The following is a 26,422-nucleotide window of genomic DNA, read 5'->3' as shown; positions in this document are numbered from 1 at the left end:
AATGATTTTTGCAGCTATTTTGGCAGGAGGAATTGGTTCCAGAATGGGAGGAACTGATACTCCAAAACAGTTTTTGGATTTAGGCGATAAGCCTGTAATCATTCACACTATTGAAAAATTTGTAATAAACAGTAAAATTGATAAGATTATAGTTTTAACTCCTCAAAGTTTTATAAATCATACTAATCACTTGATTGACGAGTATATTGATGCCAATGATGATATTATTGTTATTGAAGGAGGAGAAACAAGAAACGATACTTTGTTAAATAGTATAAAATATATTGATGAGAATTTCGGAATAGATGATGAGTCTATAATAATCACTCATGACTCTGTAAGGCCATTTGTCACTCATAGGATTATTGAAGATAACATTGAAGCTGCAAAAAGATATGGTGCATGTGATACTGTTGTTCCTGCTACAGATACCATTGTTGAAAGTATCAATGCTACAACTATTGAAAGTATTCCTGTGAGGGATTATTATTACCAAGGCCAAACTCCACAGAGCTTCAATATAAAGAAACTTTTCAATTTAATCAATAGTTTAACAGAAGATGAAAGTAATATTCTAACAGATGCATGCAAAATATTCACTCTTAAAGATGAAGATGTATATCTAGTTGAGGGTGAAGTGACAAATATTAAGATTACATACCCTTATGATTTAAAATTAGCCAATACAATACTTGAGGATAAACATGATTAATATTGTTTATAGACTGAAATCTCCAAAATTCTTTGAAGAGTCAATTGATGAGATGGAGTTGGACGGAGTTGTGGTAAGGCCGACATTTCTGTCAATTTGCCAGGCAGATCAAAGATATTATCAGGGGTCACGACCTGCTGAGATTTTAGATAAAAAACTGCCGATGGCTTTGATTCATGAAGGTATTGGAGAAGTTGTCTTTGATAATTCCAATAGTTTTAAATCTGGCGATAAGGTGGTAATGATACCGAACACTCCTTGTGGTGAAGATGTTTGCAGAGCTAATTATTCTTATAATTCCAAATTCAGAGGCAGCGGATTTGATGGATTTACTTCAGATTTGATAAAACTTGATAAAGACCGTGTTGTAAAACTTCCGGATGATTTTAACCTTTATGTTTCAGCATTTATAGAATTGATTACTGTTGCTTTTCAGGGAATATGCAAATTTGAAGAGCTGAATGTTGTTTCTAAAAATACACTGGGCGTTTGGGGAGATGGAAACCTGGGTTTTATAACTGCCCTTCTTTTAAAAGAAAAATTTCCAGACTCCAAAATCATCGTATTTGGAAAACATCAGGAAAACCTTAATCTGTTTTCATTTGCTGATGAAATATATAGGATTCACGACGTTCCAAATGACCTGACAGTTGATCATGGATTTGAATGTGTAGGCTCAAGCGCTTCACAGTCAGCTATTGACCAGATTATAGATTTGATTAATCCTCAGGGAACAATAAATCTTTTTGGAGTAAGTGAATATCCAATTCCAATCAACACAAGGATGATTTTAGAAAAAGGATTGACTGTACAGGGAAACAGCAGATCGGAGAGGGAAGATTTTGTTGGTGTTGTCAAACTTCTCAGCAAAAATCATGATTTGTTTGATTATCTGGAAAAATTGATTACCAATGTATGTGAAATAAATTCTTTAAACGATTTGAAGGAAGCTTTTGATAATGATTATATTTCTAATTTTGGAAAAACAATTTTAAAATGGAATAAATAATTACAATCTCGTACGATTAGCTATTTTGAGGTATTCCAACATATAATAATGTTTTTCTTCTTTTTTACATATTTTATGAAGTCTTGAAAGAACATATAAATCCTCTTCGGTGATTTTTTCTTTTTTTATTTTCTCTTTAATGCCGTCCAGAATAGTTTTACACATGTCTTGATGTACACGAGCTAAACGTATGGTGAAATCAGCATCAGACGGGATTTCAAATTCATTTACATAAACATTTATTTCATTTGGGCAAATTATGTATATTGAAACTTTTTGTCCATGTTTTTCATATAAATCTTCGGCAAGTTCAACATATTTTGCAAGTTCTTCTTCTCTAAAATCAGTTAATTGGAATTCCAAATCAACAATTCCTCCATCTTCGGTTAAAAAGAAATCACCCTCTTGACGAATATTTTCGTCTAATTCGAGTTCATCTATGGGGATGTGGCATATAATATGTCTAGTATCATTAAATGTTTCTTTTATTATTTCTGTTCTTATTTCAAAATCTTTTTTATTCATAGTATAACCTTTAATTAGTATTTGTTATATTTATTTTTAAAGTTTATAAATTAGTTAGTATTAATTTAAAGCAATTTAATAAGGTTAAATCAATTTTGGATGCTAGAAACAATTTTTATTTAATATTGGATTTTTTCAAACTGACTATGTTTTAAATATTTCAAGGAAGAATATATTCATAGGTGATAGTGTGGATTATGAAAGAATTATCTGTGAAAAATTTCCAAATTGCAATGTTGAGATTATCACTCCGGATGTTTTTGAAATCGATCAGCTGGTTGAATATATTACTGACGATATTGTAGTATACAAACCTTTTTCAATAATGGTATATCGGCATATGATACGATTTTTGATGAATGTAGGTAAAACTGGTAAAATTTACTATTTGGACGGTTTTTCAGAGGATGATTTAAAAACAATTCATGCGGGACTCTTGAAATTCACTTGGAAAAGTGATGTTAAAATTAATCTCTTCAAAAATGCGGACCCCGATAAAGATGTTTTGGGATTATAACTATTAGATTGAATTTTGTAAACAAATTTCCAAAATCCTCTTTTTTTGATAGTATTTAGACTTTAAAGAACTCATCACAGTATTCGCAGTAATAATTGTATTCGCTACTGCAGCAGTTTCCAAGTATTATTTCGCCATTTAAAGATTCAATTGCTAATTCTTCAGTTGTATCATGGAATACTTTTTTCAATTCCCTCTCACATTTCGGGCAAGTTTTCATATAATTATTTTAGTAATTAATTTTAAATATTAATGTAGGTGTTGAAAAATGATTATTAATGTTGGTGCTGAATTTAGTACACATTTAGAATCTAGTGATGATGCAGTGGAACTAATTGATATTCTAAATAAAATTCCAGAGGAAACTTTTATTATAGATTTTAAGGATGTTATTTTTGTAACAATGAATTATGCTCAAGCTTATTATACTGCTAAATTAGACTCTCCAAAAAATATTTCTGAAATTAATCTGTCAGATGAAATTAGTGTAGTTATGGGTGCGGCTGATGAGGCATGCAATCCATAATTTTTTTTTTGAAATTGTTAAATTATTTTAATCATAGTGATAAAAAGTTGCGGAAATGCAAAATATTTAAAATAATTAAAAAAGATATATTAGGATAATAGTTACAAAATAAATGACTATTTATTTATTTCAGATTTATATGCTTTCTTAATTGAAAGTTTAATATAATATTCGGCAATTTCTATGTATTGTCGAGAAGTATAAAGGGTGTTTAAGTGAGTGAACAAAAATTAGAAGTATATAATATTTTAAATTTTTTAAACGATGGAAATGAAATAGAAGATGTTTTAAAAAAGGATCAATTTGGAACTTTTTCTTCAGCAGAGGAATGTATTCAATATTTAGTTGATGAAGGGTATCTTGAAGGTGATGTTCAGGTTTCAGCTAATGTGGAAATAACTGCTGAGACAATATCTAAAAAATATATAGTTTCCGAGCTTAAAGATATCTTAAGGGAAAACGGTTTAAAAGTTTCAGGTAAAAAAAGTGAATTAGTAGAGAGAGTATTACCTTTACTGAAAGAAGCAAAAGATGCAAGTAATTTAAATGTGGCTGTTAATAAAGAAAATTCTTATGATAATCTAGAATTAACTGATAAGGCAAAGGATTTCCTAAAAGAAAATGATTGGATAGATTTATACAACTTTGCACTTGTTGCATTTAGATTTGAAGATTATGAAACATATGTCGAATCATCAAATGTAGATAAAATTGAAACTGCATTAAACTTTTGTGATGAATTTCTGTCCAGATCATTAGTTGCCAATCATTTTTTAGTGTTTTTAGATGCATTATCAGCAAAAGCACATGTTTATGCATATGATGGAGATTATAATTCATTCATGGATTATGATTTGCAAAGATATATAATAGGTTTAAACCCTATTTCTTTAGATGCGCAAACTTATGCTACATATGATGTTATAAATGAAGCAAATATCCTCAATTTAAGAAGGGTTGTGGAAGCATTGGACATGGGCAACTTAAAGAAAAGATTTGATAGAATTTGGAATTTGTCTAATATTCACAATATTACTGTGCCTAAAAAGTCTTGTTTTAAGATTCTAAAAAAAGCACTTGCCGGTGCTGATATTGAAGAGCTTAACTTTGATTTAAAAGAAAAATACTTCAATAAAAAATTCGGTATTTAAAAATGAAATCTAGAGTTGCTGGATTTGTCTTTATAGTTGGTAGTTTATACTATATTGTAGCTGAAGTCATCTCTGCAACTTTTTTCAATGATTCCATTTTTAATACTTATGTTTTTCATACGATTTCAGAACTTGGAATTCCAAATGGGAACTCTCCTTTATTTTGGTTAATGAATTCAGCTTTTATTTTAATTGGTTTGGCCGTTATTTTCAGTGTTTTTTATAAATTTAAAGATTATTTAATTAAAAATAAGCTTATAATTTATATTTTAACTATTGTTACTGGATTGGGTGTTGTTATTGTTGGAATGATTCATGGAGGCAATCCTTTAACTTCGGGATACCATACATTGGGTGCCATAATGGCAATCCTTGGCGGTAACTTGTTGCTTGTTTTCATTTCAAAATCAATGGAAGATTTCCATATATATCAGAAAGCAACATTAACATTAGGTCTTTTAGGGATAATTGTTTTTTGGGTAATGTTTTTCAATATCAAAAGTAGTTATATGCCTGTTTTTGAAAGACTTTCTGTTTATACATTAATAATCTGGTCTTTTATCAGTGGAGTATATTTGATAAAATCCTAAATTTTTAGGATACTCTTTCCTTTATTTTATTGTCTGTTATTTATTAGTCTAATTGTTTTCTCATCAGTTATTTCATGTTAATTTAATAATTTAAACGACTATTTTTTTTTTGAATGATAATTTTCACTTTCATCTAATCTCATATTGACTGGTTTCCAAATGGTAAGTAAAACTTTAAATAGGATATAATTTAATTATCTAAATAATGCGAGAATACCATGACTTCTATAAGTCATGGATGAATTGCACAAATGGAGATTAGTTATCAAATGCTCTCTGATGAATTTAAATAGTCTTAATATAAAACTAATAAATGGCAATGACAAAGGGTTAATAAAAATTTTTTTTCAACGATAAAAAAGTAAACATTAACACGTATAAAATTGCCTGAACCTTCGCAACGAGGGGGATAGCACGGTAATTCTATACTCATTAGAGTATACAGCCCGTGAAGTAAGAATCCTCAACTTCTACAAGTTGAGGTAGTTCAAGATTAAAGGTGATATTATGGCAAAATTGGATAAAAATGTTGAAGAAGAAATCTTAGCAATTGTCGAAAAATACCAAAAAGAAAACACCAAACTTTTAAACTACCTAATAACTGATGATGAGATTACCTTTTTCTCACCATTGGCAAACGGTAAAGCTATAACTGCTGAAGACTTGCAAAAAGTTGCAGACATATTAAAAGGTTCATTCATCGGAATGGAAATTGTTAACCAAGAATACAGATTCAAATTCAAATGCGGATTATAGGGGTTTTTCAACTCCTTTTTTACTTTTTTTAAATTATTGATTGTAAATTTTCAACGATTCAGATAATCCTGGGTGAGTCTGCATTCACTCATGCATTTTGTACAGCCCAAACCGTTTTTGTACTGGTCTATAATGTATTCTCCGCATGTCTGAATGTCAATAATGTCTTCACGATTTAGTCTGTCATTCCATTTTTGGGGATTAATTGCATCAACGGGACACGCCTCCTGACAGTTTGTACAGTCTTCACATTGGGAATCTGTAACAGGTTTTCCAAAATCTAATGGCATATCAGTAAGGATACCTCCAAGTGCAACGGCAGACCCATATTCTGGTGTTACAAATAATGCTGACCGCCCAATCCATCCAAGCCCTGATTTGGTAGCTATTGTTTTATATGGAAGAATGCTTAACAGTTTTTCCATATCGCATTCATTTCGTTTCATTGTCAGTGCAAATGCATTATATCCAAGATTTTTTATGTATCGTTCCCCTTTGCGGGATATTTTAGTCAATTTTCCAATTTCTCTATGAAAAGCTTTCCAGTACTCTTCATATTCCTCTTCTTTTACTAAATGTATAGTTTCTTTGGGAATTTTTAAAACAAGACTTATTCCATTGGGATAATCAATAAATTCACTTGCAAGGCCGTTAACGTCTGCAAAACCAACTTTGCTTGCACCCAAATCCAACAGGTATTCTTTAAGTTCATTCATTTCAGACATGATAATGGTTATATTTTAGAAATATATAAATAGTGCGATAATTAATTTTTAACTTTAACACTTATTAATAATTAAATGTAATATTAAAAGTAGTGATTCGATGAAAGATATAGATGTATTGATTGAAGCTTTACCTTATATTAAAAAGTTTCATGATAAAAAAATATTAATTAAGTATGGTGGACATGCGATGGTGGATGATGAAGCAAAATCATCAACAGCTCGTGATACAGTTTTATTAAAATATGTTGGAATGAAACCTCTCATTGTGCATGGTGGTGGTCCGGAAATCTCCAGATCAATGGAAAAACTTGGTAAAGAATCAAAATTCATTAAAGGTTTAAGAGTTACTGATGAAGAGACTATGGAAATTATTGAAATGGTTTTAGTTGGTAAAATTTCAACTGAAATCGTATCAGAACTCATTAAACATGATGGCGATGCTATTAGTGTATCAGGTAAAGACTCAAGTTTAATTTTTGCACATAAAAAAGAGGCAAGTAAAATAGATGAGGAACTTGTTGATTTGGGTCTTGTCGGAGAAGTTGACTGTATAAATACTGATTTACTTGAAATGTTTATAGAAAATGAGTATATTCCAGTAATATCTCCAGTTGGTATTGCAAAAGACGGAACAAGTTTAAACTTAAATGCTGATACTGCAGCAGGTGAAATTGCATCTGCAATTGGCGCTGAAAAATTCATTATTTTAACTGATGTTCCGGGTGTTTTAAGAGACCCTAGCGATCCGTCTTCATTAATTCAAGAAATCCATGTTGATGAAGTTCCAAAGTTAATTGAAGAAGGAATTATCACTGGAGGAATGATTCCAAAAATAGAAACCTGTGTTGGTGCTATTGAAAATGGTGTTGAATCATGCCATATTATTGACGGACGTAAAAAGCACTCTTTACTTTTAGAAATCTTCACAACTGAAGGCATCGGAACTATGATTTGCAAATAAGAATATACATTAATCTTTTTTAGAACTTTTAAAATATAATGCATAGAATCATTTGATTTTATCATATTATTTTAAAACTTTTTTTTAATTTTTAAACATTTGCCTTAATTCTCTTCTAAGTAATTTCCAGCCGTTTACTCTTGGAAGTTCATCGAGAGCAAATATTTTTCTTGGAACCTTATATCTGGATAGGTTTTCACGGGCAAATTCAATCAAACCCTCCTCATCAGCATTATTTTCCCAAACTACTGCTGCAACAGGAATTTCTCCCCTGTGACAATCATTAATACTGAAAATAGCTATTTCCTTAACTTCAGGATATTTTATCAGGACCTCTTCAACTTCTGTTGGATAAATTTTCCATCCGCTCATTACAATCATGTCTTTTTTACGGTCAGTAATAAATAAACGATTATCCTCATCAAGATATCCGACGTCTCCTGTTAAAAACCATCCGTCATCCAAAAAGGATGCCTTTGTTTTTTCTTCATTGCCCCAATAACCTTTTGCAATAGCTGGTCCTCTAAGTGCAATTTCGCCCTGTTCATATTGAGGCAGGGTTTTTGAGGAATCCCTTTCATCAACAATTTTGACTTCTGAAAAACAAACAGGATGGCCTACACTTTCAAATCTGTCTGCTTCCCAGTAATCTTCTGGTCTGATAACTGTTCCGGTTCCAATTACAATGGACTCTGACAAGCCATAAGCGTTAATGATAGGTATCTGATATGTCTGGTGGAAATCTTTCCATATTTTTTTATGAAGCGGCCCTCCACCGGATATTATTTCGCGCACGGTTTTTAGATGTTTTCTTGCATCCATTGTGGTCAGTGAGTGTATTACTGGAGGCATTCCACTTAAAACTGTAACTTTTTCATTTTCACATAGTTTAAGATATTTATCAAGATTGAACTGTTCCATCATAATATAGTAAGCTGCAGCTCTTAGGGCAGAAATCGCCCAGGACAAACCTACATGTGCCATCGGATAGATTCCTAAAAATACATCGTCCTGTTTAAAAGTTAAAACATCACATTCATTATGGATTGCTGTGAAATAATTTCCATGAGTTAACATTGCACCTTTAGGTTTACCTGTTGTTCCTGAGGTGTACTGGAGTTGGCATAAATCGTCCCAATCAGTTGATTCCGCATCTAAAACTTCACAATCCTTAAATTCGATAATGTTTGGGGGAATGTATGTGTCAATGTCAATAATATTTTGGGCTTCACTGTCAGTAATCATTAATTTTGCTTGTGAGTCGCTAACAATGTATTCAAGTTCGGAAGCGGTAAAAACTCTGTTTGTTGGAATGGCGATTGCTCCTATTCTCCAGATTGCAAAAAGTGAAAACAGGTATTCTTCAGAGTTTGCTAAATAAATTAAAACTCTATCTCCTTTTTTGATTTTTAATTCTTTTAAATCTCGCCCTATTTTTGAAACAATTGATAATATTTCGCCTGAATTATATTTATGGTCGGTTGTCGGGTTGTATAATACATTTTTATCTAATCTTTTTGAATTTGCATCTAAAAAAGTAGTAATGTTTAACATTTAAATTAACTCCTTAACAATAGCTTTTGCCACATCCATTGTACATGCGTCTCCTCCAAGGTCAGGAGTTCTAATTTTGCAATCGGCTATTACCTTTTCAACACTTTTCTTAATGTCGTTGGATATTTCCCATTCTCCTAAATAATCAAGCATCATTGATGCGGATAAAATCATGGAACATGGGTTTGCAATGTTCTTTCCCGCAATATCTGGTGCGGAACCATGAACTGGCTCAAATAATCCGTTGTGATCTCCTATGTTTCCGGATGGTGCTAGACCAAGTCCACCTACCAAACCTGCACTTTCATCAGATATGATGTCTCCAAACAGGTTAGTTGAAACAATAACATCAAAGTTTTGAGGTTGTGTGATTAAATACATTGCCATTGCATCAACGTAATAATCCTCAGTTTTAATTTGAGGATATTCCTTAGCTATCTTATAAAAGCTTTCTTTGAAAACGCCGTCGGTCTTTTTTAAGACATTGCTTTTGTGAACGCATGTGACTTTGCTTTGTCCTCTTTTGATACATAAGTTAAATGCTGCTTTTGAAATTCTCTCAGAAGCTTTTCGAGTAATGACTCTTTCAGCCATCATTTTTTCACAATTTCCGTATTCAATTTGTGAATAAAGTCCTTCAGTGTTTTCTCTAACTATTACAAAGTCAATGTCATCTCGAATGCAGTTAACTCCTTTATATGACTTTATTGGTCTGATGTTTGCATATACATTCAATGCTTGTCTTAAATTTATAATTGGGCTGGGTTGTCCTGGAGTTGATGTTGATGCTCCAAACAATACTGCATCACTTTTTTTTGCTATTTTTATTGTTTCTTCAGGTAATGTTACTCCATTTTTATTATAACAGTCAAAACCCGCTTCACCATATTCAAAACTAAAATCCAAGTCGAGTTTGTCAAGTAAAAACTCGCAGGCATTCATTACTTCATGACCGATTCCGTCTCCACTAATGATTGCAATATTATACATTATTTCACTTAAAAAAATTTATTTGTATATTAATATTTGTGTCATATTATTTATTTTTAATTTTGTTCGTATACTATCGAAATACTTTTATACTATGTAAATATAAATCATAGTAATTACATAGTAAAAAGTAGTTAAATACCATTTCTTTATAAAAGAGGGATTTAAATGGAAAGAAGTATCGATGAATTAATTGAATTGTTAAATGACAAAGATGAATTTGTTGTTGAAGATGCTGTTGGAGAATTAGAATTAAGAGCAGATGAAGCAGTAGGCCCTTTAATAGATGCTTTATCCAGTAGGAAAAAACAAATCAGATTAAATGCTGCTACTTTATTAGGTGCTATTAATGATCCAAAAGCTATTCCTGCTTTAATTGATACATTAAAAGACAATAACAAATTGGTTAGAAGGGAAGCTTCTACAGCACTGTCACGTATGGGCCAACCTGCTGTTGATCCTTTAATTGAAACTTTAGATGATGAAGATTGGAGAGTAAGAGGAGCTGCTGCATGGGCACTTGGTAACATAGGTGATGAAAAAGCCATTCCTGCTCTTGAAAAATTACTTGATGATGAAAGTGGCTTTGTAAGACAAGGTGCACAAAGTGCATTAAACTCAATTAAGAAATAGATTTATTTCTTAATCTTCTTTTTTTTAAAACAATTGTTTTATCAATCATTTCTATTAAAATTTTATTTATCGGATTTTTAAGGGATAATGGGTGCTCTTTTTGATAGTCGGTACTAAAAGGAAGCACTCTAAAGCTTGACATGCACTGATCAGTAGACCTGAGTGCAAAATAAGCTTTATAATTTCCATCAAAAATGTTAATCATAAGTCCTACATCCTGTGTTCGTTCAGGTGCGGCAATACCCTCTTCAGCATAAACTCTGAATTTTTTAAGACTATCTGCAGTAATCAGAGCATATTCAATCTTATATTCATATTCATCTTCATCCAAATCGTAATCATCATATTCTATTATTTCATCACATTCTTCATCTGGAATCATTATATTTAATGTGCAATAACCCAGTGATATATAGATTCCATCATGGTCGAGAGCTTTTGATATGATGTCAAAGTATAAGTTGTCAAGAGGCATTGATTTATTTATATCCCCGAAAATTTCCGGAACGGGATGTGTCAGACCTCCATCTTCAATAACTGTACAATAAAAATGTTTTTCACCAAGATATCCTGCTGTAGTGGCTTTTTCAATGGTTTTTTTAATGTCAATATTATTTGCATTTTCTAATTTCTGAGCTATTTTTAATACTTCGCTGTCACTAATCATTTGCATCCCATTTTGTTTTCTTAAATTTTCTTTTATTATTTTATTTAATTGTATTGACAATACCTAAACAGTATGAAAGGGAATATATCATCAAAGTACTATGTTTCCGCACATAATTCGAACAAACTATTAAGTACCAGTCAGCCTCCGTTCTCAATTAAGAGGATTATACTTCTCTTTGAGATTTTCCATAATGTCTTGTTATTACTTTAGGCATTGAAATATTTCATCAATACTGTTAGCTATTTTAAATATTTCCTCTTGTTTATATAAAAATCCTTTTTTATCCATTTCATCAATCATTTCAAACATTTTATCAAAAAAGCCATCAATATTGAAAACTATAATTTCCTTATTGTGCTGTTTTAATTTTTTAAGAGTAATTATTTCAAAAAATTCATCTAATGTCCCTATTCCTCCTGGGGATATTATGAATGCATCAGAATGTTTTTCAAATTCCTTTTTTCTCTCATCCATTGAATCGACATAAATAAAGTCACTGCAATTCTCGCACAAGGGTTCAAAATCTCCAATCCATTGTGGTGCGATACCTAGGGACCTTCCGTTATTGTCATGGACTCCATGGGCACATGCTCCCATCATTCCGGTATCGCCTCCTCCGAAAACAAGTGTATGGCCTTTTTTAGCAATAGCACAGCCTAATTCATATGCTTTATCTGTATAAATTTCATCGATTCTTCGACTTCCTGATCCGTAAAGACAAATGTTCATTTTAATCTCCTAAATATCTGGTGTCTGCTCTGCAAGACATAAATGGCAAATTGCATTTACATTATCTTTCTGATTATCTTTTACAGGACATAAAAATTGCCCATTTCTATTTTCTACTTTTAAATTTCCCGGAAATTCACTACCTACCGGGTGAATTGGCTCTTCTAAAATGAATGTTGTATACACTGATGTAATAACATAAATCAGTGGAAATTTATCATCTTTTGAGTTTGATATCCTTTCATTTTCAAAGGTTCTCTCAAGCAGGTAGAATGAGTTGTCATATCTTTCTTTATCAATTGTGATGTCCTTGTTATAACTTTCATTTTCAAGAACTTCTTTCATACGCATAATAAAATATTTTATATAGATTTCTAAGTATTTTTCACGGTATTGTGCTTGAATATACTCTCCGTCTTTTCTCATGTAAGCTGTAGCCATCATTAAATCGTATACTGATATGATGCTGGCATATTTTTTTAGAATTGTCATCAGTTCCTCTTTGGTAATTTCATCATTTGCGGACAATTCTTTAAGTTCGATTAAAATGTCTTCACTTTCCATGATTTTATTATTATAATATTAATAAATAAATACTTTTAATTATTAAAAAAATATAAACAAATAATGGGGAAAAAATATGGTTGAAGAATATATGGAAATTTCAAAAGAAGAAATTGAAAATGTTGCAAATGCTTTAAAAGTCAATGCAGATTACAAATTAAATAATACAAATTTTAATATTAATACCTTTGAAAAAGGTCAGGATATTGTTATTATTCAATATGTTGCTAATGTGGAAAACGAACTTGTCTTTAAAACTAAAGAGGAAAACGGCAAATATTATATATCCAATTCTTTTGAATTATTCATTGACAATATCATTGGAGGAAATGTTTCAAGAGATGTTTTCCAATCTGTTTATCAATATTTCCATGAAGTGATTGCAGATGAAGAAAATGATTTTTCAGATGAAAAAGAGGAATTGATTAATTTTTTAGTTTTAACTGAAGAATATGAGGAAGACAAACTTCAAGTTGATTTGGATCCTGAAAAGATTCGCAGAGATTATAAAGAGGACCACGATAGAATTTATTCTGATGACTCATTGAATAGGGTGCAAAAGAGTTTGGCTCTTAAAGAGTTATTGCATATGTCAATTTGTCAGGTGGTAAATGATATTGATTTATTCTTTACAAGGCCTTATGATTTGACTCCTGAAGAGAATGCAGAAAAAAACAGGCAAGAAGCAAAAGCATTGGAAAATGAAATGCAGTTAACCTAAATGTTTAAGTAATATCAAAACATAAGATATTATTAATTAACTGACTCAATGATTATATGATTACCATTACTAAAAAAGAAGAAGTTGTTCTAGACCAGATAAAAATATTCAATATTGAATATCCTGAGGGTATTCCTATTTCTGTTTTAAGAAAAGAGCTTGGATTTCATGAATATGATTTGGTAGAGATTTTAGAGGAGCTCCAGGTTAAAGATTTGGTTGTATTTAAAGATAACAAAGCTAGTTTATCTGAGCATGAAAAAGAAATTAACACTGTTAATTCTAAAAAGGATGTTGAAGAATTAGAATTAAACATGAAGGAAAAAGAATCCTATAATCTTATTAAAGAGTTGGCTGATGATAAGAATCTTATTTCCAAATATACTTTAGAAGGTCATTTGTTGTATGGGGATTTAAAGTTGACTAATTTTAGAATGTATCATATCATTCTTTCCCTGCAGAATAAGGGTCTTCTAAAACATATTACTAAAAATGATGGCGAATACTATCTTTTAGTTGATTAATATTTTTTTAGATTTTTCTATTAAGTTAGTAATATTTTTTTTCTAATTAATCATAACATTTATATATTTTATAAAATATAATAGGTATTAATAAATGTTAAAGTAGATGTGTTTTTTATGATGAGAATTAGTATGTCTTTACCAAAAAAATTATTGGCTGATTTTGATGAAGTATTAAAAGAAAGGGGTTATCAGTCACGTTCAAAAGGAATTCGTGATGCACTTCAAGATTATATTGTAAGATACCAATGGATGAATTCCATGGAAGGTCAAAGAATTGGTATTATAACAATTATCTATGATCATCATTATACTGGAGTTATGGAAAACCTTGCAGAAATTCAACACAGTTTCAGAAATGAAATCAACACAAGTATGCACATTCATATGACCGATAAATATTGTATGGAAATTGTAGTTGTAAACGGGGATATTGCTGAGATTCGTGATTTAACCGAAAGAATCATGAGACTTAAAGGTGTTGAACATGTAAAACTTACCAGTACTGCAAATGGGGAAGATTTTAATGAACCTGGTCATAGCCATGACCACACTCACCACCATCATTAATCCTTTTGCTTTGTCATGAAATTCAAAACTACTCCCTATCATTTTGATTTATTGAAGGATTCCGATAGGTTATCTGGATTTTTACAAGCTATTAAAGAATATGAAGGAAAAAATGATTTGGCATATGACTTGGGCTGTGGTAGTGGAGTTTTATCTTATTTTTTAAGTGGTTATTTTAAAGAAATCATAGCTATTGAAATTGAAAAGAGCACATTTGAATGTGCAAAGGAAAATTTATCTGATTTTAACAGTATCCATGTAGTCAATAGTGATGTTTTGGTATATGATTCGGATAGAAAAGCAGATTTAATTGTTTGTGAGATGATGGACACAGCTTTAATTGATGAGGAAGAGGTTCCAGTCTTAAATCATGCCAAAAAATTCCTTAAAGAGGACGGTAAAATAATTCCTCGGGGAATTATCAACTCTGCCGAGCTTGTTGATATGCAGAGGGAATATATTCACTGGGACGAGCAGGCAAAATATGATGTGTTGTCTAATTCTATAATCTATTCTGAATTTGATTTTTTAGAGGATATAAATCCTAATTTTGAATCAGAAATCTGTTTTGAAGTTAAAAAGGATGGAAGAGTCAATGGAGTAAAAATAACCACATTCACAAAACTTAACGATAATTTGATATGTGGTCCTACACCAATGTTAAATCCACCTTTGCTAATCCCGTTGGAAGAAGCTTCTGTAAAAGCAAATGACTTTATTAATGTAAAACTAAAATATATTATGGGAAATGGGATTGAGAGTATTCAAACTGAATTAATAAAGAGGTGAAATGATTGTCTTTTGAATCTCAATTAAAAACTTTCTTAGATGATTTTGAAAAATTAATCATATTGGGAGTAGGTAATGAGCTTAAATGTGATGATGGCGTAGGTCCTTATATAATTAAAAAATTGAAAGATGAAAACATTGAAGACAATGAAAAACTGCTCTTTATTGATGCAAAAACAGTCCCTGAAAATTTTACAGGCAAAATCAGAAAGGAAAATCCTTCTCATTTAATCATCGTTGATGCATGTTTGATGGATGGCAAACCTGGTGATATGAAGATTGTTAATAAAAAGGATTTTGCAGATATCGGAATTTCAACTCATTCAATGTCCTTATCATTTTTTGTAAGATACTTGGAAAAGGATACTGAAATTAGTATTATTTTTGTTGGAATTGAACCGAAATCAATGGATTATGCAGATAAACCAACACAAAATGTTGAAAATGCTGCTAATGAATTTATAAATACGTTAAAAGGAATTATATTATGAAAATTTTATTTATTGGCTCAAGATTATATGATGATATTGACTGGTATGTCAAAGAGAAAGGCATAGAAAGTGTTCTAACTGAATCTAATGAGGAAGCTATTAATCTGGATTTACCTGATCAGGTATTTATTGTTCCTCGTGGAATGGATGGTCCAAAACAGGTTGCATTGATGCAGAATGTTGATGCAATTGTGCCTCTGATAGGTATTGACCCTCCGTTAATTGATGTTGCATATATGAAAGAGGAAGTTGAGAAAGAACATGGGATTCCTGTAATAGCCGCAGATGTAAGGGCAGTAGAACTAACATCTGATAAAATTAAAACTAAAGAGTTTTACAATGAAATTGGTGTTGTGACTCCAAATTATCAAATTTTAAACAGTCCCGATGAATTGACCTTGGAATTTCCTGTGGTCTTAAAGCAGGGTCAGGGTCAGGGTGGAAAAGACATTAAAGTTGCAATGTCAATGGAAGACGTTGAAGATTACTTTAAAGAGTTTGATTATGCGCTTTGTGAAGAATTCATTGAAGGGTCTGAAATTTCAATAGAAGTATTGGGTTTTAATGGTGAATTTGTTGCTCTTCCTCCAATCTATAAGGGTGAAACAACAATTGAAGGCACACATCCTTTAAATAAAGTTAAAACAGGTCCTTGTATGGTCGAAGGCCTTGACAATAATCTGGTTCAGCATACTGCATATAATGTAGCTAAAAACTTGAATTCAGATGGTATTTTTGAAATGGATTTCATGTACTCTCCTGAAAATGATCAGTTATATGCAATTGAAGTCAACACACGTCCAAACGGTACAAGATATCTAACAACCGCTACCTGCGGTGTTAACTCATTATGTGAATTAATTAACATGGCAATTGGGGAATTTAGTTTGGCTGATATTTCAGACAAACTTGAATATTATTATTCAACTGAGATTCCAATTGGCAATTATTGCGGTCCGTCTCCTAATGAACCTGTAAAATCTTTTGAGTACAATGATTTTGTTGTTCATGGTCCTGAAGGATATCAAAGAGTTACTGCAAGAGCAAATTCTAAAAAAGAGCTTGAAGATTTAGTAAATAAATTAACATAAAAATCCGTTATAAGTTATAATTATATACTATTATTTACAAATAGTCTAATGTTAGAATATTTTATGTGGGGTAATATGATTAATACGGATTTTTTAATGCTTTTTTTAGCAACATTTATTGCTACAGTATTCTTCACTTGGTATGTAAAAAGAATATTGATTCAAGCAAGGATTGCTGATAATCCTATAGTTAGTGAACATAGACATAAGAGCGGTACTCCTACTATGGGCGGTATTGCATTCTTATTCACAATTTCTTTTATCATTGCATTATACTATCAGAATACTCCTATACTAATAGTGTCATTTATTATGCTTACAGGAGGTATTGTTGGTTTAGTGGATGATTTAATTGGTTTAAAAGTTAAAGAGGTTCAAAAGCTTGTTGTTAATGTTTCTGATGAAGTAATTACTCTTGGTAGGTTAGATGTACAACCTAACGAGGAAGTTCGTGTTGCCACCCCAAAAGCAAAAGCAGAAGTTGAAGACTTGCTTAAACAAGGTAAAGTGGAAGTTATTGGAGAGGTTCCGATCAAAACAGAACCTGAAGAGCTTGAAAAAATCGTATGTCAAATCGTTTTAGGATTATGTTTGGCATTAACTGGAGCAATAACTACTCTGGGCGGTTTTGAATTGGGTATTTTTGCTATTCCTGTTGTTATAATTGGTGTTTTAGGATCAATCAATTCAGTCAACTTAATTGATGGTATGGATGGTCTAGCAGCGGGTATAGTGGGTATTGCTTCAATTGCATGTTGTGTATATGGATATTTATTTGGTCCTGCAACAATTATTCCGCCATTTTTAATCTTGTCAGGTTTATGTTTAGGATTTTTAGTATTTAACAAGTATCCTGCCTCAATATTTATGGGAGATACTGGGTCATTTGTTTTAGGAACAGGTTATGCTGCTGCAGTTATGGTATGTGATATTCCTTACTTCGGTGTTTTTGCTTTAGGCGTCCCTATTGTTTCAGTCATAGTCAGTTTGCTTCACAGGGCACACATCATTAAATTGCCTGTAGAGCCTTTACATCACACTTTAAATCATTACGGCATGTCTGAAGTAAAAATTATTTTGACTTACTGGGGAGCTACATTTTTATTATGTGTTATCGGCATCTTGGCTAAGATGTACTTATTTTAATTTTATTTTTTTATGGTGATTTTATGGATATTCAAGATTTGGCTAGGGATATTAATGGAAAACTTATAGGAAATGATGATTTTTTTTCTATTGATGGATTTACTGGAAAATTTACATTTTTAAATGATGCTCATACTGGAGATATTGTAATAAGGCACTGGATTAATGCAGTGGGTATTCAAATGGCTTTCCAGAAAAATATTGCATGTTTAATTACTCAGACTCCTAAGGATGATGCCTGTCAGATGGCGGAAAAATTAAATTTCCCATTAATCATTACTGATAATATTGAACTTGCAAATGCCTATGCACTTTCACATACAATAGAAAAGTATTCTCCTAAATCAACCAATGTGGTGATTACCGGAACAAACGGAAAATCAACTACTTCTCATTTAATTTATCATATATTGGAAACTGCCGGCTATCGTGTGCTTACCAATACGGATAGTGAATCAGAATTCAATACACTTATTGATCCGATGGTGTCCAAATTGATTTCAGATGAAGTCATAAAAAATGGAGAACTTGACTATTTGGTAATTGAAATATCTGAAGTTCAGGGATGGCTTGGAAACCTGATGAAAAATCATGCTGCATTAATGAGTGAAGCAGTAAACCCTAAAGTAGGAGTAATAACAAATATTGCCATGGACCATATCGGTCTTGTAAATTCAATTGAAGAAGTATTTGATGAAATTGCAGCGGTTCCTGAAGCTATCGGTGATGGTGTTTGCATATTAAATCATGATGATGAACTGGTAATGAAACTTGATGCAAAAAATCCGTTTTATACATCAATGTCTGAAATTGACGAGGAAAATTCCGTTTACTTTAACGGCAGTGATATTGTATATAGAGATGAAGTAATTTTAACTAATGATGAACTGCCGTTTAAAAGTGCTCATTTTATACAGAATATTTTATCTGCGGTCGGTGCAGCAATCTCTTTAGGTTTGGACACTGATGTCATTGCTGAAGGTGTTAAATCTTATAAAGCTTTGAACAGACGTTTTGCAAAATTAAATGATTCTCCATTGATTTTAGATGATTTTGCACATAATCCGGATGGTATCAAGGCTACAATTTCAGAGACAAAAAAATTGCTTGCCCCAAATCAGACATTATATGTTGTATGTTCAATCAGAGGTTCCAGAGGGGTTGAAATCAACCAGCTTAATGTTGAGGCTCTTGTTGAATCTATGGATGACAATATTGAACTTATTTTATCTTCAAGTAATGATGTAGTAAATGACTTAAATTATGTTGAAGAGGAAGAAAGAGAAGTATTTTTCAATACATTAAATGAAAACAACATCAAATTTATCCATTATGACAATTTAAATGAATGTTTGGCTGACACTTATAAAAAAGCTGATGAAAAAGACATTATATTATTGATTGGTGCTCAGGGAATGGATCCTGCGGAATCACTTTTGGATGATATTATATAAATTTAAATATCATATTAATGTAATATAATAAATGTATAATTCTTTAATAAGAAGAATATGCTTATGAGGATATAAACATGTTTATAAAGATTAGAAGAGACACATTAATTATTTTATTACTCGCATTTATTTTGATTCTTTGTGGTCGTTTAATCACTTACGTGGCTTTTGCATCCTCTGCTGAGATGAATGAAGGTATTCCAATTTCTGGAATTATTGTTAAGGGAAATGATATTGTTCCCGTAGATACAATTAGAGGAAATGTAATGCAAGCCGGTTTTAGGGATGGTAGTGTAATTTATGGAGACATATTAAAGACTTCCAAAAGGGAGGTATCGCTTCAAGATGCGCTGCAGACGGCTCAGGAATTTGCAGTACAGTCAACGGTACCCGGTACATCTGTAACACCTATTACTGCTGCGGATGTACAGGTTGATAAAAATACTGGAGTAGTTACCGTTACAGTTATAGAGGACTTTTCGTCTGTTGAATTAGAAAATAAGACTAGGGGTAGTAAATGATATCTAGAAATATTAAAGTATCAATAGTTTTTCTGGTAATACTTTTAATGACAATGAGCAGTGTCGCTGCTACTTGTAACATTATTATTATTACTGACCCTACAGGTCAAGATCCTAATGGTGCAGCTGCAGGGAGTATGTCCTTTGCACAAAACATGTTCCAATCAACATTTTTAATGTCTAAAAACAATCAATTTGCCGTACTCTCAGGGGGTACCGGTAGTTCAGATACAAGGTTGGATTCTATTGTTGAAGCGGTTGCTACCTTGGAGAATAATGCATCTGCAGCATCTGCAGCATCTATTGCTTCTGCATATAATGGGGCTCGTCTTGTCGTTGGTGGTCCTAAAATAGGTGCAGCGATTGGTGGGTCTTATGATGCATATGTAATCACTGTTGAAGATGCAACTAATACTATTAAAGTTACTCCTTATAATAGTGGTATAGCTACTTTACAGCCAGGTCAGAAAGGAGCTATTATTCACTTGAGAAATACTGATGGAAACCCAATGTATGGTACTGCGGATTCTGTTAGAAAAGAAACTGCTATGAACATTGGAAAAATGATTAGGGATGGTTATCCTGCAACCACTATCTTATCAGAGGCTATGGGTGAAGTAGCTAATGATTCCGGTGAAAAATACGGTGGGGGTGGAGTAAACCTTGTTTCAGGTATTTCTACTGGTGATATGTTTACTCCTAGAGACATGAACGAAACCGGTTATCCTATGGATGAAGAATACTCCAAATCCTGTGAAGAATGTGGATGGGGTGTCGGTTATCCTGCATCTGAAGGATACGACAAATGTCCTGTTTGTGGAGGTAACTTAAAAACAATCTATGCATATCAGGCTTTAGGTGATGCATTGACGGTTAGTCCTAATGCAGTGAGTGTATCGGTTTATGGAAGTGACAAGTCAGGATTGGCTTCCACTACCAAAGAAATTGTTGAAGCATCAGTTGCTAAAAATGGTTATGATGCATCAGCTATTGCAGGTTCAATCAATAGAGGTATTGATAATGGTCTTTTAATGGGTGTTGACCATGTCGAACCTAAGGATATTAACGTAAAACAAGGTTCTAAAGCAGTTGGTGTTTATTATAATGCATTGCCTGGAGACAGATCAGCTCCTCCTTGGGAATTGCCTATTGATGGTAATATTTTAAATATTTTGGGCAGTATCCAAACGGCAGTTGGTATTATTTTAATTTTACTGGTTGTATTTAGAAGCAGATTACTAAAATCTTTCCAAAATAGGTGAATTTTCACCTTTTTAATTTTTTTTATATAGTGATAAAATGGCTTTAATTTTAATAAGGGGAGAAAACAATTCAAAATTACTTAGTGCAATTACAGATATTGAGAAGCATGCTAATTTGACTTTAGTGACAAAACCGAAAGTAGTCGATTCAAAATTTGCTGATAATCTGGTGGAAAACATATTAAATGCAAAACTAAAAACCAAATCTAATGTTGCAACAGCTTTTTTTGTAAAAGAAGATACTACATTAAGCATTATGCAGGTTAAAAAAATTCATCCCCCAGCTCATGTTGTTGTTGTAAGTAATGAATATGAAGGTTATAATCAATTGAAAAAAATCTTAGATGATGCAAGCATGTTTAAAGGTTATCATTCAAGCAAAGCTACAAATGAGGGAATGATTGATTATAAAATTCAAGGAAAAAACAGATATGTTAAAAATGAAAAATTAAATAGTTATCTTAAATAACTATTTTCTTTTGATTTTCATTATGTTTCCAAGGGTACGTTCACCTGAGGAACTGTTTACAAACTGATTTAAATCAACATTATTCACTTCTTCAAGCAATTTTATATTCAATGCTTTTTCTAGTTTTTTAGTTAATTTTATATCAGGTGTCATTTTTCCGGTTTCAATTCTTGAAATAACTGAAACCCTTTCGTTGATTTTTTTACCTAAATCTTCACGAGACCAATCTTTTGATTCCCTAGCTCTTCTGATTTTAATGTCAAAGTCTTCAACCAATTCTTCGCTAGGTTCATCATTTCGTGAATAATTTCTTTTTTTAGTTGTACTATTATTTTTTCTTTGTTTGTTTTTCTGTTGCACGAATTTAGGTTTTGGAGGTGCTTTTTGTATCTTTCCAAGTTTTGAACATTCTTTGCAAACAATCATAACTGATCCTTCAATTTTTGCTCTTATAGGATTATGTTCTGGTACTGGTTTACCACAAATTTCACATTCCATATTAATCAGTTTCCTTTATTTAATTTAATTATATTATATGAAATTACTTATTAATATTTGTTAGTATGCCCTAAAATGAATACCTTTAAATACTTTAAAATTACAAATGGTTATTAAAGTAACATGATGTATGAAATTATTAACTAACTGGAGATGATTCACATGGATGATTTCAACGATTTGGAAAATTCTTCAAAAGAACAATTAATTGAAAAAGTAGAATATCTTCAAGAAGAGATTGATATTTTAAGAGAAGAAAAATCCAAAGCTAAAAGTAACTTAATGTGGAAAGTTAGGAAATTAGAAAAGGATAAAGTCCTAATAGAAAATGAAAAGATTAGATTAGAAAGAGAAACTAAATCATTACGTTCTGAAGTGGATAGATTCAGATCTCCACCTTTAGTTTTGGCTACTATTACTGAAGTTTTAGATGATAATAGAATGACTGTTAAAAGTAGTACAGGACCTAGTTTTCTTGTAAATTACTCAAAATTCTTAGATGAAAAATTATTGGTTCCTGGTTCAAGGGTAGCACTCAACCAACAGACATTCGGTATTGTTGAAGTTCTGCCGTCAGAAAAAGATGCAAATGTTTCAGGAATGGAAATTGAAACAAAACCTGACATTACCTATGATAAAATCGGTGGTTTGGAAGAACAAATCATTGAAGTTAAAGAAACTGTTGAACTTCCATTGACCGAACCTGAACTCTTTGAAAAAGTAGGTATTGAACCTCCTAAAGGTATCTTGTTATATGGTCCTCCTGGAACAGGTAAGACTTTACTTGCGAAGGCTGTAGCAAATGAAACCAACGCTACTTTCATTAAGATTGTCGCATCAGAATTTGTTAAAAAATATATTGGTGAAGGTGCAAGGCTTGTTCGTGAAGTATTTGAACTGGCAAAAGAAAAAGCTCCTGCAATTATATTTATCGATGAACTTGATGCTGTTGCAGCTAAAAGACTTAAAAGTTCAACAAGTGGTGACAGGGAAGTTCAAAGAACTTTAATGCAATTGCTTGCTGAACTTGACGGATTTGAATCAAGAGGAGACATAGGTATTATCGGAGCTACCAACAGACCGGATATCCTGGATCCTGCTTTATTACGTCCTGGTCGTTTTGACAGATTTATTGAAGTTCCTCTTCCAAATATTGATGGAAGAAAAGAAATTCTTAAAATCCACACCAAAAATATGTCCTTTGAAGAAGAGGCGGATGTGGATTTGCTTGCCGAGTTGACTGATGGTCTTTCAGGTGCCGATTTAAAAGCGGTATGTACTGAAGCAGGTATGTTTGCCATCCGTGACAAACGTGATAAAATCACTGTTGATGATTTCATGGATGCAGTTGACAAAGTGATGAGCAAATCTCACGAAGAGGAATTGTATCAAACTGAAGCCGGAGTAATGTTCGGTTAAAATTTTATATTCACTTCTAATTAAAAATAAGCCTATGATGAACCCTATGAGCTCTGAATAGTGATGAATGATGGGCGAGCTGAGGCTTATTTTTTAATCTATTTTTTGTAAAACTTTATTTAAAAGTAAGTTTAATATTATAATCATGTTATTTGGAAATGATGATGAAAGAGCTAATGATAGAGTTCTTTATAAAACAAAACCCAACATGTTTTTAGGTTGTAAGAAAGCTATTTTAGGTGTTGTTTTATTAGTTATTATTTTTTTCGTTTCACCTATTGTAATCAAATTCATAGGTAAAATGCAAGTTTATTTAATTTCTCAAATACAATTGCCACTGACAAGATACGCTGCAGTTGGCTTTTTTGTTTTAATGCTTGTTGTTATTGTATATATCATTTGGCAACTTCTTAAATGGTATTCAAAGGAATATACTCTAACAGATACTCGAATTATCATCAAATCAGGATTGTTATCTTCCAAGAAAAACTATATGCCTTACTCAACTATTCAGGATATTGATTCATCTCAGGGCATTTTGGCAAGAATGTTTAATGTGGGTACAATTTCAGTATTCAGTGCATATGACAATAACCAGATGAAACTTGAAAATATTTCCAATCCCTCCAAAGTAGAAGAAATTATTTTTTCTAATATGATGAACTGTAGAAACTTTCAGGCACCTCCCAGAAATTATGTCAATAGAGGTCCTGAAAACAGGGGTCTTGAGAACAGAGGTTATGCCCAAAATTTAAATCAGAATGAATTCAGAGACTCAGACGAGTATTATGATGAATATGAGCCAATAACTCCTATAAATCATGATAGATATGGTTATCACCCTAGGGAATATGAATATTATCCAGAAGAATTTTCATTTCAGCAACCAGTAAATAAAAAATATGAATATGAACCTTATGATGAAGACTTTGTAAATACTCAAAGTAAGATCACAGATGATACTCGTGATATAGACTATTCAGAAAAGCCAAATTCATTTTCAAATGAAAGTTATTATAATGAAGTAAGGGAAAATTATTCGCATAGTGATGAAGAAAACTATCAGAATTATGAACCTAGAACCTATTATGATGACAGGGCAGACAATATCAATCAAAGTGAACCTGAACATGTAGAGAAAAAACAGGATTCTAGTGAAAGTGCTATAAAAAGACATTTTGATAAATTCAAAAAATAATTTTTTTTTAATATTTTAGGTGTATTTTAATGCAGTTATTATGTATACAATCTCAGGAACATCCGCTTTTGCCTCAGGCTGAACTCAAAGCAGTTATGGAATGTGAAAACATTCAGGCGGAAATTAAAGTTATAACTGAAGGATTAGTAGTTCTAGATGACATCCCATCAGATAAACTTGATGAATATTATGGAATTTTAACTAAACGGCTGGGATATACTCATGAAGTTCATGAAATTATCAAAAAATCTACAGTTGAATCTTTGGATAAAGACATTTCATCTATTGATTGGGAGGATTATATCAGTGAAACATTTGCTGTAAGGGTTAAAAGATTCAAATCTGAAATTGATACTGTTGCAACAGAAAGAAAAGCAGGTTCTCTGATATTGGAAAATTATAGTGATATTAAAGTTAAACTAAGAAATCCTCATTCTTTGGTTCGTCTAGTTGCATTTGAAAATGATGTATATATAGCAGTTGAAAAAATTAAATTAAATAAAAAGCATTTTCAAGACTCTAAACCTCATAAAAGACCATTTTTCTATCCTGGATCAATGAGTCCAAAACTGGCAAGATGCATGGTCAATCTCTCAAGGGTTACAGAAGGGCAATTGCTTCTTGATCCGTTTTGTGGAACCGGAGGAATACTGATTGAAGCAGGATTAATTGGATGTAAAGTTGTAGGGTCTGATATCTACTGGAAAATGAAGAATGGTACTGCTATCAATCTGGATTATTATGGAATTACTGATTATAGAACTTTCAATTTAGATGTTCGTGAACTTAAGATGTATGAAAAGGTGGCGGCAGTTGTCACTGATCCTCCATATGGAATCTCAACTTCAACAGGGGATATAGAAGGAAATGATATTTTTAGGGAATTTTTCTATTCAATCTATGATAATATGAAGGATGACGCATACCTCTGTATGGCCAGTCCTCATTATGTGGACTTAAAACCCTTTGCAGATGAAGTTGGGTTTGAAATTGTTGAACAATATGGAATAAAAATGCATAGAAGTTTAACAAGAATTATTTCTGTAATCCGCAAAAAATTAGACTAATTACTTTTTTTATAGTTACATTTATATAGTAGTTATTTTCAGTTACGCTGATTTTTCATTGAAATTAACTACTCTTTCTTATTTTATTATTTTATTCTACAATAATTTTTTATTTCAATTTTTTAACAGTGTTAAAATTTTAATTTAATTATTTTATAAAATCTAATTAATATTTAATTTAGGCAATATTCTTGCTAAAATATAATATTATAATACTGTTAGATTTTATTTTTGTTATTGGATATTAATTGCAATATTTTTTAATTGACTTTGTTACTAAAACTTGTCTGTCTAATAGATGTGCTATATGTTTTTATGGCGTTGGCCTAAGTTTTATTGTATTAACAATTATGACGATGATGGCTGCTTTCCGCATGTAGCTATACATTTGTGAGTACTTGAGTTTTTTCGAGTATGATGTTGGTTTTGTAGATGTGGTGAATTAGTTACAAATAATTTGTTTCAAATTTAGTGTATACTCGTCTATATTTTTAGCGTACTTCATAATACTTATTATTATGTTCTGTTATGTGTTCAATTCTGTTTGATCCTGGCAGATGCTACTGCTATTGGGATTCGATTAAGCC

Annotated in this window: 32 protein-coding genes; 23 read left to right on the top strand and 9 right to left on the bottom strand. The window is 31.7% G+C overall.

Features of this window, described 5'->3' with window-relative positions:
• The first annotated feature begins 1 nt into the window (after position 1).
• Together QZU75_RS04630 and QZU75_RS04625 are read left to right on the top strand one after the other, a co-directional pair.
• On the top strand, positions 2 to 712 hold the full coding sequence (locus tag QZU75_RS04630; protein WP_296881864.1) for a 2-C-methyl-D-erythritol 4-phosphate cytidylyltransferase: 711 nt from the start codon (positions 2 to 4) through the stop codon (positions 710 to 712).
• The gene (locus QZU75_RS04625; protein ID WP_296881862.1) at positions 705 to 1,721 is read left to right on the top strand and encodes an alcohol dehydrogenase catalytic domain-containing protein; all 1,017 of its coding nucleotides are present in this window, start codon (positions 705 to 707) and stop codon (positions 1,719 to 1,721) included. The genes QZU75_RS04630 and QZU75_RS04625 overlap by 8 nt, the downstream gene beginning before the upstream one ends.
• Here the strand turns inward: QZU75_RS04625 and QZU75_RS04620 are convergent, their stop codons facing one another.
• Complete coding sequence (locus tag QZU75_RS04620) at positions 1,722 to 2,246, bottom strand: hypothetical protein (RefSeq protein WP_296881861.1); 525 nt, start codon at positions 2,244 to 2,246, stop codon at positions 1,722 to 1,724.
• Between the two features lie 190 nt (positions 2,247 to 2,436).
• Between QZU75_RS04620 and QZU75_RS04615 the strand changes: the two genes are divergently transcribed.
• Complete coding sequence (locus tag QZU75_RS04615; protein ID WP_296881859.1) at positions 2,437 to 2,763, top strand: hypothetical protein; 327 nt, start codon at positions 2,437 to 2,439, stop codon at positions 2,761 to 2,763.
• Positions 2,764 to 2,818: 55 nt separating this feature from the next.
• Here QZU75_RS04615 and QZU75_RS04610 read toward each other — a convergent pair whose 3' ends face one another.
• Entirely contained in the window at positions 2,819 to 2,983 is a 165-nt protein-coding gene (locus QZU75_RS04610) for a hypothetical protein (protein WP_296881857.1), read from the bottom strand.
• A gap of 48 nt (positions 2,984 to 3,031) precedes the next feature.
• On the opposite strand from QZU75_RS04610, the gene QZU75_RS04605 reads away from it, so the two are divergent.
• The 4 genes from QZU75_RS04605 (at position 3,032) to QZU75_RS04590 (ending at position 5,786) form a co-directional block, all read left to right on the top strand.
• Entirely contained in the window at positions 3,032 to 3,289 is a 258-nt protein-coding gene (locus QZU75_RS04605) for a hypothetical protein (protein ID WP_296881855.1), read from the top strand.
• Between the two features lie 215 nt (positions 3,290 to 3,504).
• Entirely contained in the window at positions 3,505 to 4,440 is a 936-nt protein-coding gene (locus QZU75_RS04600; RefSeq protein WP_296881854.1) for an SAP domain-containing protein, read from the top strand.
• 2 nt (positions 4,441 to 4,442) lie between these two features.
• Positions 4,443 to 5,030, top strand: coding sequence for a DUF998 domain-containing protein (locus tag QZU75_RS04595; protein ID WP_296881852.1), 588 nt, complete (start codon positions 4,443 to 4,445; stop codon positions 5,028 to 5,030).
• A 507-nt stretch (positions 5,031 to 5,537) separates the two neighbouring features.
• Positions 5,538 to 5,786: a hypothetical protein gene (locus tag QZU75_RS04590; protein ID WP_296881851.1), complete on the top strand. Its 249-nt coding sequence runs from the start codon at positions 5,538 to 5,540 to the stop codon at positions 5,784 to 5,786.
• A 50-nt stretch (positions 5,787 to 5,836) separates the two neighbouring features.
• Here the strand turns inward: QZU75_RS04590 and QZU75_RS04585 are convergent, their stop codons facing one another.
• Positions 5,837 to 6,511 carry a reductive dehalogenase domain-containing protein gene (locus QZU75_RS04585; protein WP_296881850.1) on the bottom strand — a complete coding sequence of 225 codons (675 nt, stop codon included), beginning with the start codon at positions 6,509 to 6,511 and terminating at the stop codon, positions 5,837 to 5,839.
• A 100-nt stretch (positions 6,512 to 6,611) separates the two neighbouring features.
• On the opposite strand from QZU75_RS04585, the gene argB reads away from it, so the two are divergent.
• Positions 6,612 to 7,475 carry an acetylglutamate kinase gene (gene argB / locus QZU75_RS04580; RefSeq protein WP_296881849.1) on the top strand — a complete coding sequence of 288 codons (864 nt, stop codon included), beginning with the start codon at positions 6,612 to 6,614 and terminating at the stop codon, positions 7,473 to 7,475.
• Positions 7,476 to 7,559: 84 nt separating this feature from the next.
• Here argB and QZU75_RS04575 read toward each other — a convergent pair whose 3' ends face one another.
• Entirely contained in the window at positions 7,560 to 9,029 is a 1,470-nt protein-coding gene (locus QZU75_RS04575; protein WP_296881847.1) for a class I adenylate-forming enzyme family protein, read from the bottom strand.
• Positions 9,030 to 10,019: a homoisocitrate dehydrogenase gene (aksF, locus tag QZU75_RS04570; RefSeq protein ID WP_296881845.1), complete on the bottom strand. Its 990-nt coding sequence runs from the start codon at positions 10,017 to 10,019 to the stop codon at positions 9,030 to 9,032.
• A gap of 168 nt (positions 10,020 to 10,187) precedes the next feature.
• On the opposite strand from aksF, the gene QZU75_RS04565 reads away from it, so the two are divergent.
• Positions 10,188 to 10,652, top strand: a complete 465-nt coding sequence (locus QZU75_RS04565; protein WP_296881843.1) for a HEAT repeat domain-containing protein — start codon at positions 10,188 to 10,190, stop codon at positions 10,650 to 10,652.
• Here the strand turns inward: QZU75_RS04565 and QZU75_RS04560 are convergent.
• The 3 genes from QZU75_RS04560 to QZU75_RS04550 all read right to left on the bottom strand — a co-directional run bounded on the left by QZU75_RS04560 (position 10,642) and on the right by QZU75_RS04550 (position 12,615).
• A complete protein-coding gene (locus tag QZU75_RS04560; protein ID WP_296881841.1) occupies positions 10,642 to 11,319 on the bottom strand; it encodes a hypothetical protein in 678 nt (225 codons plus the stop codon). The two genes, QZU75_RS04565 and QZU75_RS04560, sit on opposite strands and share 11 nt — an antisense overlap.
• A gap of 204 nt (positions 11,320 to 11,523) precedes the next feature.
• The gene (locus tag QZU75_RS04555) at positions 11,524 to 12,051 is read right to left on the bottom strand and encodes a TIGR00730 family Rossman fold protein (RefSeq protein ID WP_296881839.1); all 528 of its coding nucleotides are present in this window, start codon (positions 12,049 to 12,051) and stop codon (positions 11,524 to 11,526) included.
• Between the two features lie 9 nt (positions 12,052 to 12,060).
• Entirely contained in the window at positions 12,061 to 12,615 is a 555-nt protein-coding gene (locus tag QZU75_RS04550; RefSeq protein WP_296881838.1) for a DUF2115 domain-containing protein, read from the bottom strand.
• A 76-nt stretch (positions 12,616 to 12,691) separates the two neighbouring features.
• Here QZU75_RS04550 and QZU75_RS04545 point away from each other — a divergent pair, with 76 nt between their 5' ends.
• From QZU75_RS04545 to QZU75_RS04495, 11 genes are all read left to right on the top strand, one after another.
• Positions 12,692 to 13,336 (top strand): hypothetical protein, encoded by a 645-nt coding sequence (locus QZU75_RS04545; protein WP_296881836.1) that lies wholly within the window; start codon positions 12,692 to 12,694, stop codon positions 13,334 to 13,336.
• Positions 13,337 to 13,392: 56 nt separating this feature from the next.
• Entirely contained in the window at positions 13,393 to 13,860 is a 468-nt protein-coding gene (locus QZU75_RS04540; protein ID WP_296881834.1) for a hypothetical protein, read from the top strand.
• 117 nt (positions 13,861 to 13,977) lie between these two features.
• Complete coding sequence (nikR, locus tag QZU75_RS04535) at positions 13,978 to 14,430, top strand: nickel-responsive transcriptional regulator NikR (RefSeq protein WP_296881833.1); 453 nt, start codon at positions 13,978 to 13,980, stop codon at positions 14,428 to 14,430.
• Positions 14,431 to 14,445: 15 nt separating this feature from the next.
• Complete coding sequence (locus QZU75_RS04530; protein WP_296881832.1) at positions 14,446 to 15,219, top strand: 50S ribosomal protein L11 methyltransferase; 774 nt, start codon at positions 14,446 to 14,448, stop codon at positions 15,217 to 15,219.
• Positions 15,220 to 15,224: 5 nt separating this feature from the next.
• Positions 15,225 to 15,710 carry a hydrogenase maturation peptidase HycI gene (hycI, locus tag QZU75_RS04525; protein ID WP_296881831.1) on the top strand — a complete coding sequence of 162 codons (486 nt, stop codon included), beginning with the start codon at positions 15,225 to 15,227 and terminating at the stop codon, positions 15,708 to 15,710.
• A complete protein-coding gene (locus QZU75_RS04520; RefSeq protein WP_296881830.1) occupies positions 15,707 to 16,801 on the top strand; it encodes an acetyl-CoA carboxylase biotin carboxylase subunit family protein in 1,095 nt (364 codons plus the stop codon). Before hycI ends, QZU75_RS04520 begins: the two co-directional genes overlap by 4 nt.
• A gap of 63 nt (positions 16,802 to 16,864) precedes the next feature.
• A complete protein-coding gene (locus tag QZU75_RS04515) occupies positions 16,865 to 17,947 on the top strand; it encodes a glycosyltransferase family 4 protein (protein WP_296881970.1) in 1,083 nt (360 codons plus the stop codon).
• Positions 17,948 to 17,970: 23 nt separating this feature from the next.
• Positions 17,971 to 19,401, top strand: a complete 1,431-nt coding sequence (locus QZU75_RS04510) for a Mur ligase family protein (RefSeq protein WP_296881829.1) — start codon at positions 17,971 to 17,973, stop codon at positions 19,399 to 19,401.
• A 77-nt stretch (positions 19,402 to 19,478) separates the two neighbouring features.
• Positions 19,479 to 19,922, top strand: a complete 444-nt coding sequence (locus tag QZU75_RS04505; RefSeq protein ID WP_296881827.1) for a hypothetical protein — start codon at positions 19,479 to 19,481, stop codon at positions 19,920 to 19,922.
• On the top strand, positions 19,919 to 21,184 hold the full coding sequence (locus QZU75_RS04500) for a hypothetical protein (RefSeq protein ID WP_296881825.1): 1,266 nt from the start codon (positions 19,919 to 19,921) through the stop codon (positions 21,182 to 21,184). The genes QZU75_RS04505 and QZU75_RS04500 overlap by 4 nt, the downstream gene beginning before the upstream one ends.
• A gap of 37 nt (positions 21,185 to 21,221) precedes the next feature.
• Positions 21,222 to 21,653, top strand: coding sequence for a DUF356 domain-containing protein (locus tag QZU75_RS04495; RefSeq protein ID WP_296881824.1), 432 nt, complete (start codon positions 21,222 to 21,224; stop codon positions 21,651 to 21,653).
• On the opposite strand, the gene QZU75_RS04490 is transcribed toward QZU75_RS04495, so the two are convergent.
• Positions 21,654 to 22,151, bottom strand: coding sequence for a multiprotein bridging factor aMBF1 (locus QZU75_RS04490; RefSeq protein ID WP_296881823.1), 498 nt, complete (start codon positions 22,149 to 22,151; stop codon positions 21,654 to 21,656).
• A gap of 153 nt (positions 22,152 to 22,304) precedes the next feature.
• On the opposite strand from QZU75_RS04490, the gene QZU75_RS04485 reads away from it, so the two are divergent.
• From QZU75_RS04485 to QZU75_RS04475, 3 genes are all read left to right on the top strand, one after another.
• Positions 22,305 to 23,570, top strand: coding sequence for a proteasome-activating nucleotidase (locus QZU75_RS04485; protein WP_394350232.1), 1,266 nt, complete (start codon positions 22,305 to 22,307; stop codon positions 23,568 to 23,570).
• 145 nt (positions 23,571 to 23,715) lie between these two features.
• Complete coding sequence (locus tag QZU75_RS04480) at positions 23,716 to 24,768, top strand: PH domain-containing protein (RefSeq protein WP_296881822.1); 1,053 nt, start codon at positions 23,716 to 23,718, stop codon at positions 24,766 to 24,768.
• 29 nt (positions 24,769 to 24,797) lie between these two features.
• Entirely contained in the window at positions 24,798 to 25,835 is a 1,038-nt protein-coding gene (locus QZU75_RS04475; RefSeq protein WP_296881821.1) for a TIGR01177 family methyltransferase, read from the top strand.
• Positions 25,836 to 26,422: the final 587 nt, after the last annotated feature.

It is taken from the genome of uncultured Methanobrevibacter sp., from assembly GCF_902764455.1.
Classification (GTDB): Archaea; Methanobacteriota; Methanobacteria; order Methanobacteriales; family Methanobacteriaceae; genus Methanocatella.
Note: the sequence above shows the minus strand (reverse complement) of the source record. Positions and strands in the feature narration are given on the sequence as shown.

Coding starts and splice junctions, on each gene's coding strand:
- QZU75_RS04630 (WP_296881864.1), top strand. CDS start 2: ATGATTTTTGCAGCTATTTTGGCAGGAGGAATTGGTTCCAGAATGGGA.
- QZU75_RS04625 (WP_296881862.1), top strand. CDS start 705: ATGATTAATATTGTTTATAGACTGAAATCTCCAAAATTCTTTGAAGAG.
- QZU75_RS04620 (WP_296881861.1), bottom strand. CDS start 2,246: ATGAATAAAAAAGATTTTGAAATAAGAACAGAAATAATAAAAGAAACA.
- QZU75_RS04610 (WP_296881857.1), bottom strand. CDS start 2,983: ATGAAAACTTGCCCGAAATGTGAGAGGGAATTGAAAAAAGTATTCCAT.
- QZU75_RS04605 (WP_296881855.1), top strand. CDS start 3,032: ATGATTATTAATGTTGGTGCTGAATTTAGTACACATTTAGAATCTAGT.
- QZU75_RS04595 (WP_296881852.1), top strand. CDS start 4,443: ATGAAATCTAGAGTTGCTGGATTTGTCTTTATAGTTGGTAGTTTATAC.
- QZU75_RS04590 (WP_296881851.1), top strand. CDS start 5,538: ATGGCAAAATTGGATAAAAATGTTGAAGAAGAAATCTTAGCAATTGTC.
- QZU75_RS04585 (WP_296881850.1), bottom strand. CDS start 6,511: ATGTCTGAAATGAATGAACTTAAAGAATACCTGTTGGATTTGGGTGCA.
- argB (WP_296881849.1), top strand. CDS start 6,612: ATGAAAGATATAGATGTATTGATTGAAGCTTTACCTTATATTAAAAAG.
- QZU75_RS04575 (WP_296881847.1), bottom strand. CDS start 9,029: ATGTTAAACATTACTACTTTTTTAGATGCAAATTCAAAAAGATTAGAT.
- aksF (WP_296881845.1), bottom strand. CDS start 10,019: ATGTATAATATTGCAATCATTAGTGGAGACGGAATCGGTCATGAAGTA.
- QZU75_RS04565 (WP_296881843.1), top strand. CDS start 10,188: ATGGAAAGAAGTATCGATGAATTAATTGAATTGTTAAATGACAAAGAT.
- QZU75_RS04560 (WP_296881841.1), bottom strand. CDS start 11,319: ATGATTAGTGACAGCGAAGTATTAAAAATAGCTCAGAAATTAGAAAAT.
- QZU75_RS04555 (WP_296881839.1), bottom strand. CDS start 12,051: ATGAACATTTGTCTTTACGGATCAGGAAGTCGAAGAATCGATGAAATT.
- QZU75_RS04550 (WP_296881838.1), bottom strand. CDS start 12,615: ATGGAAAGTGAAGACATTTTAATCGAACTTAAAGAATTGTCCGCAAAT.
- QZU75_RS04545 (WP_296881836.1), top strand. CDS start 12,692: ATGGTTGAAGAATATATGGAAATTTCAAAAGAAGAAATTGAAAATGTT.
- QZU75_RS04540 (WP_296881834.1), top strand. CDS start 13,393: ATGATTACCATTACTAAAAAAGAAGAAGTTGTTCTAGACCAGATAAAA.
- nikR (WP_296881833.1), top strand. CDS start 13,978: ATGATGAGAATTAGTATGTCTTTACCAAAAAAATTATTGGCTGATTTT.
- QZU75_RS04530 (WP_296881832.1), top strand. CDS start 14,446: ATGAAATTCAAAACTACTCCCTATCATTTTGATTTATTGAAGGATTCC.
- QZU75_RS04520 (WP_296881830.1), top strand. CDS start 15,707: ATGAAAATTTTATTTATTGGCTCAAGATTATATGATGATATTGACTGG.
- QZU75_RS04515 (WP_296881970.1), top strand. CDS start 16,865: ATGTGGGGTAATATGATTAATACGGATTTTTTAATGCTTTTTTTAGCA.
- QZU75_RS04510 (WP_296881829.1), top strand. CDS start 17,971: ATGGATATTCAAGATTTGGCTAGGGATATTAATGGAAAACTTATAGGA.
- QZU75_RS04505 (WP_296881827.1), top strand. CDS start 19,479: ATGTTTATAAAGATTAGAAGAGACACATTAATTATTTTATTACTCGCA.
- QZU75_RS04500 (WP_296881825.1), top strand. CDS start 19,919: ATGATATCTAGAAATATTAAAGTATCAATAGTTTTTCTGGTAATACTT.
- QZU75_RS04495 (WP_296881824.1), top strand. CDS start 21,222: ATGGCTTTAATTTTAATAAGGGGAGAAAACAATTCAAAATTACTTAGT.
- QZU75_RS04490 (WP_296881823.1), bottom strand. CDS start 22,151: ATGGAATGTGAAATTTGTGGTAAACCAGTACCAGAACATAATCCTATA.
- QZU75_RS04485 (WP_394350232.1), top strand. CDS start 22,305: ATGATTCACATGGATGATTTCAACGATTTGGAAAATTCTTCAAAAGAA.
- QZU75_RS04480 (WP_296881822.1), top strand. CDS start 23,716: ATGTTATTTGGAAATGATGATGAAAGAGCTAATGATAGAGTTCTTTAT.
- QZU75_RS04475 (WP_296881821.1), top strand. CDS start 24,798: ATGCAGTTATTATGTATACAATCTCAGGAACATCCGCTTTTGCCTCAG.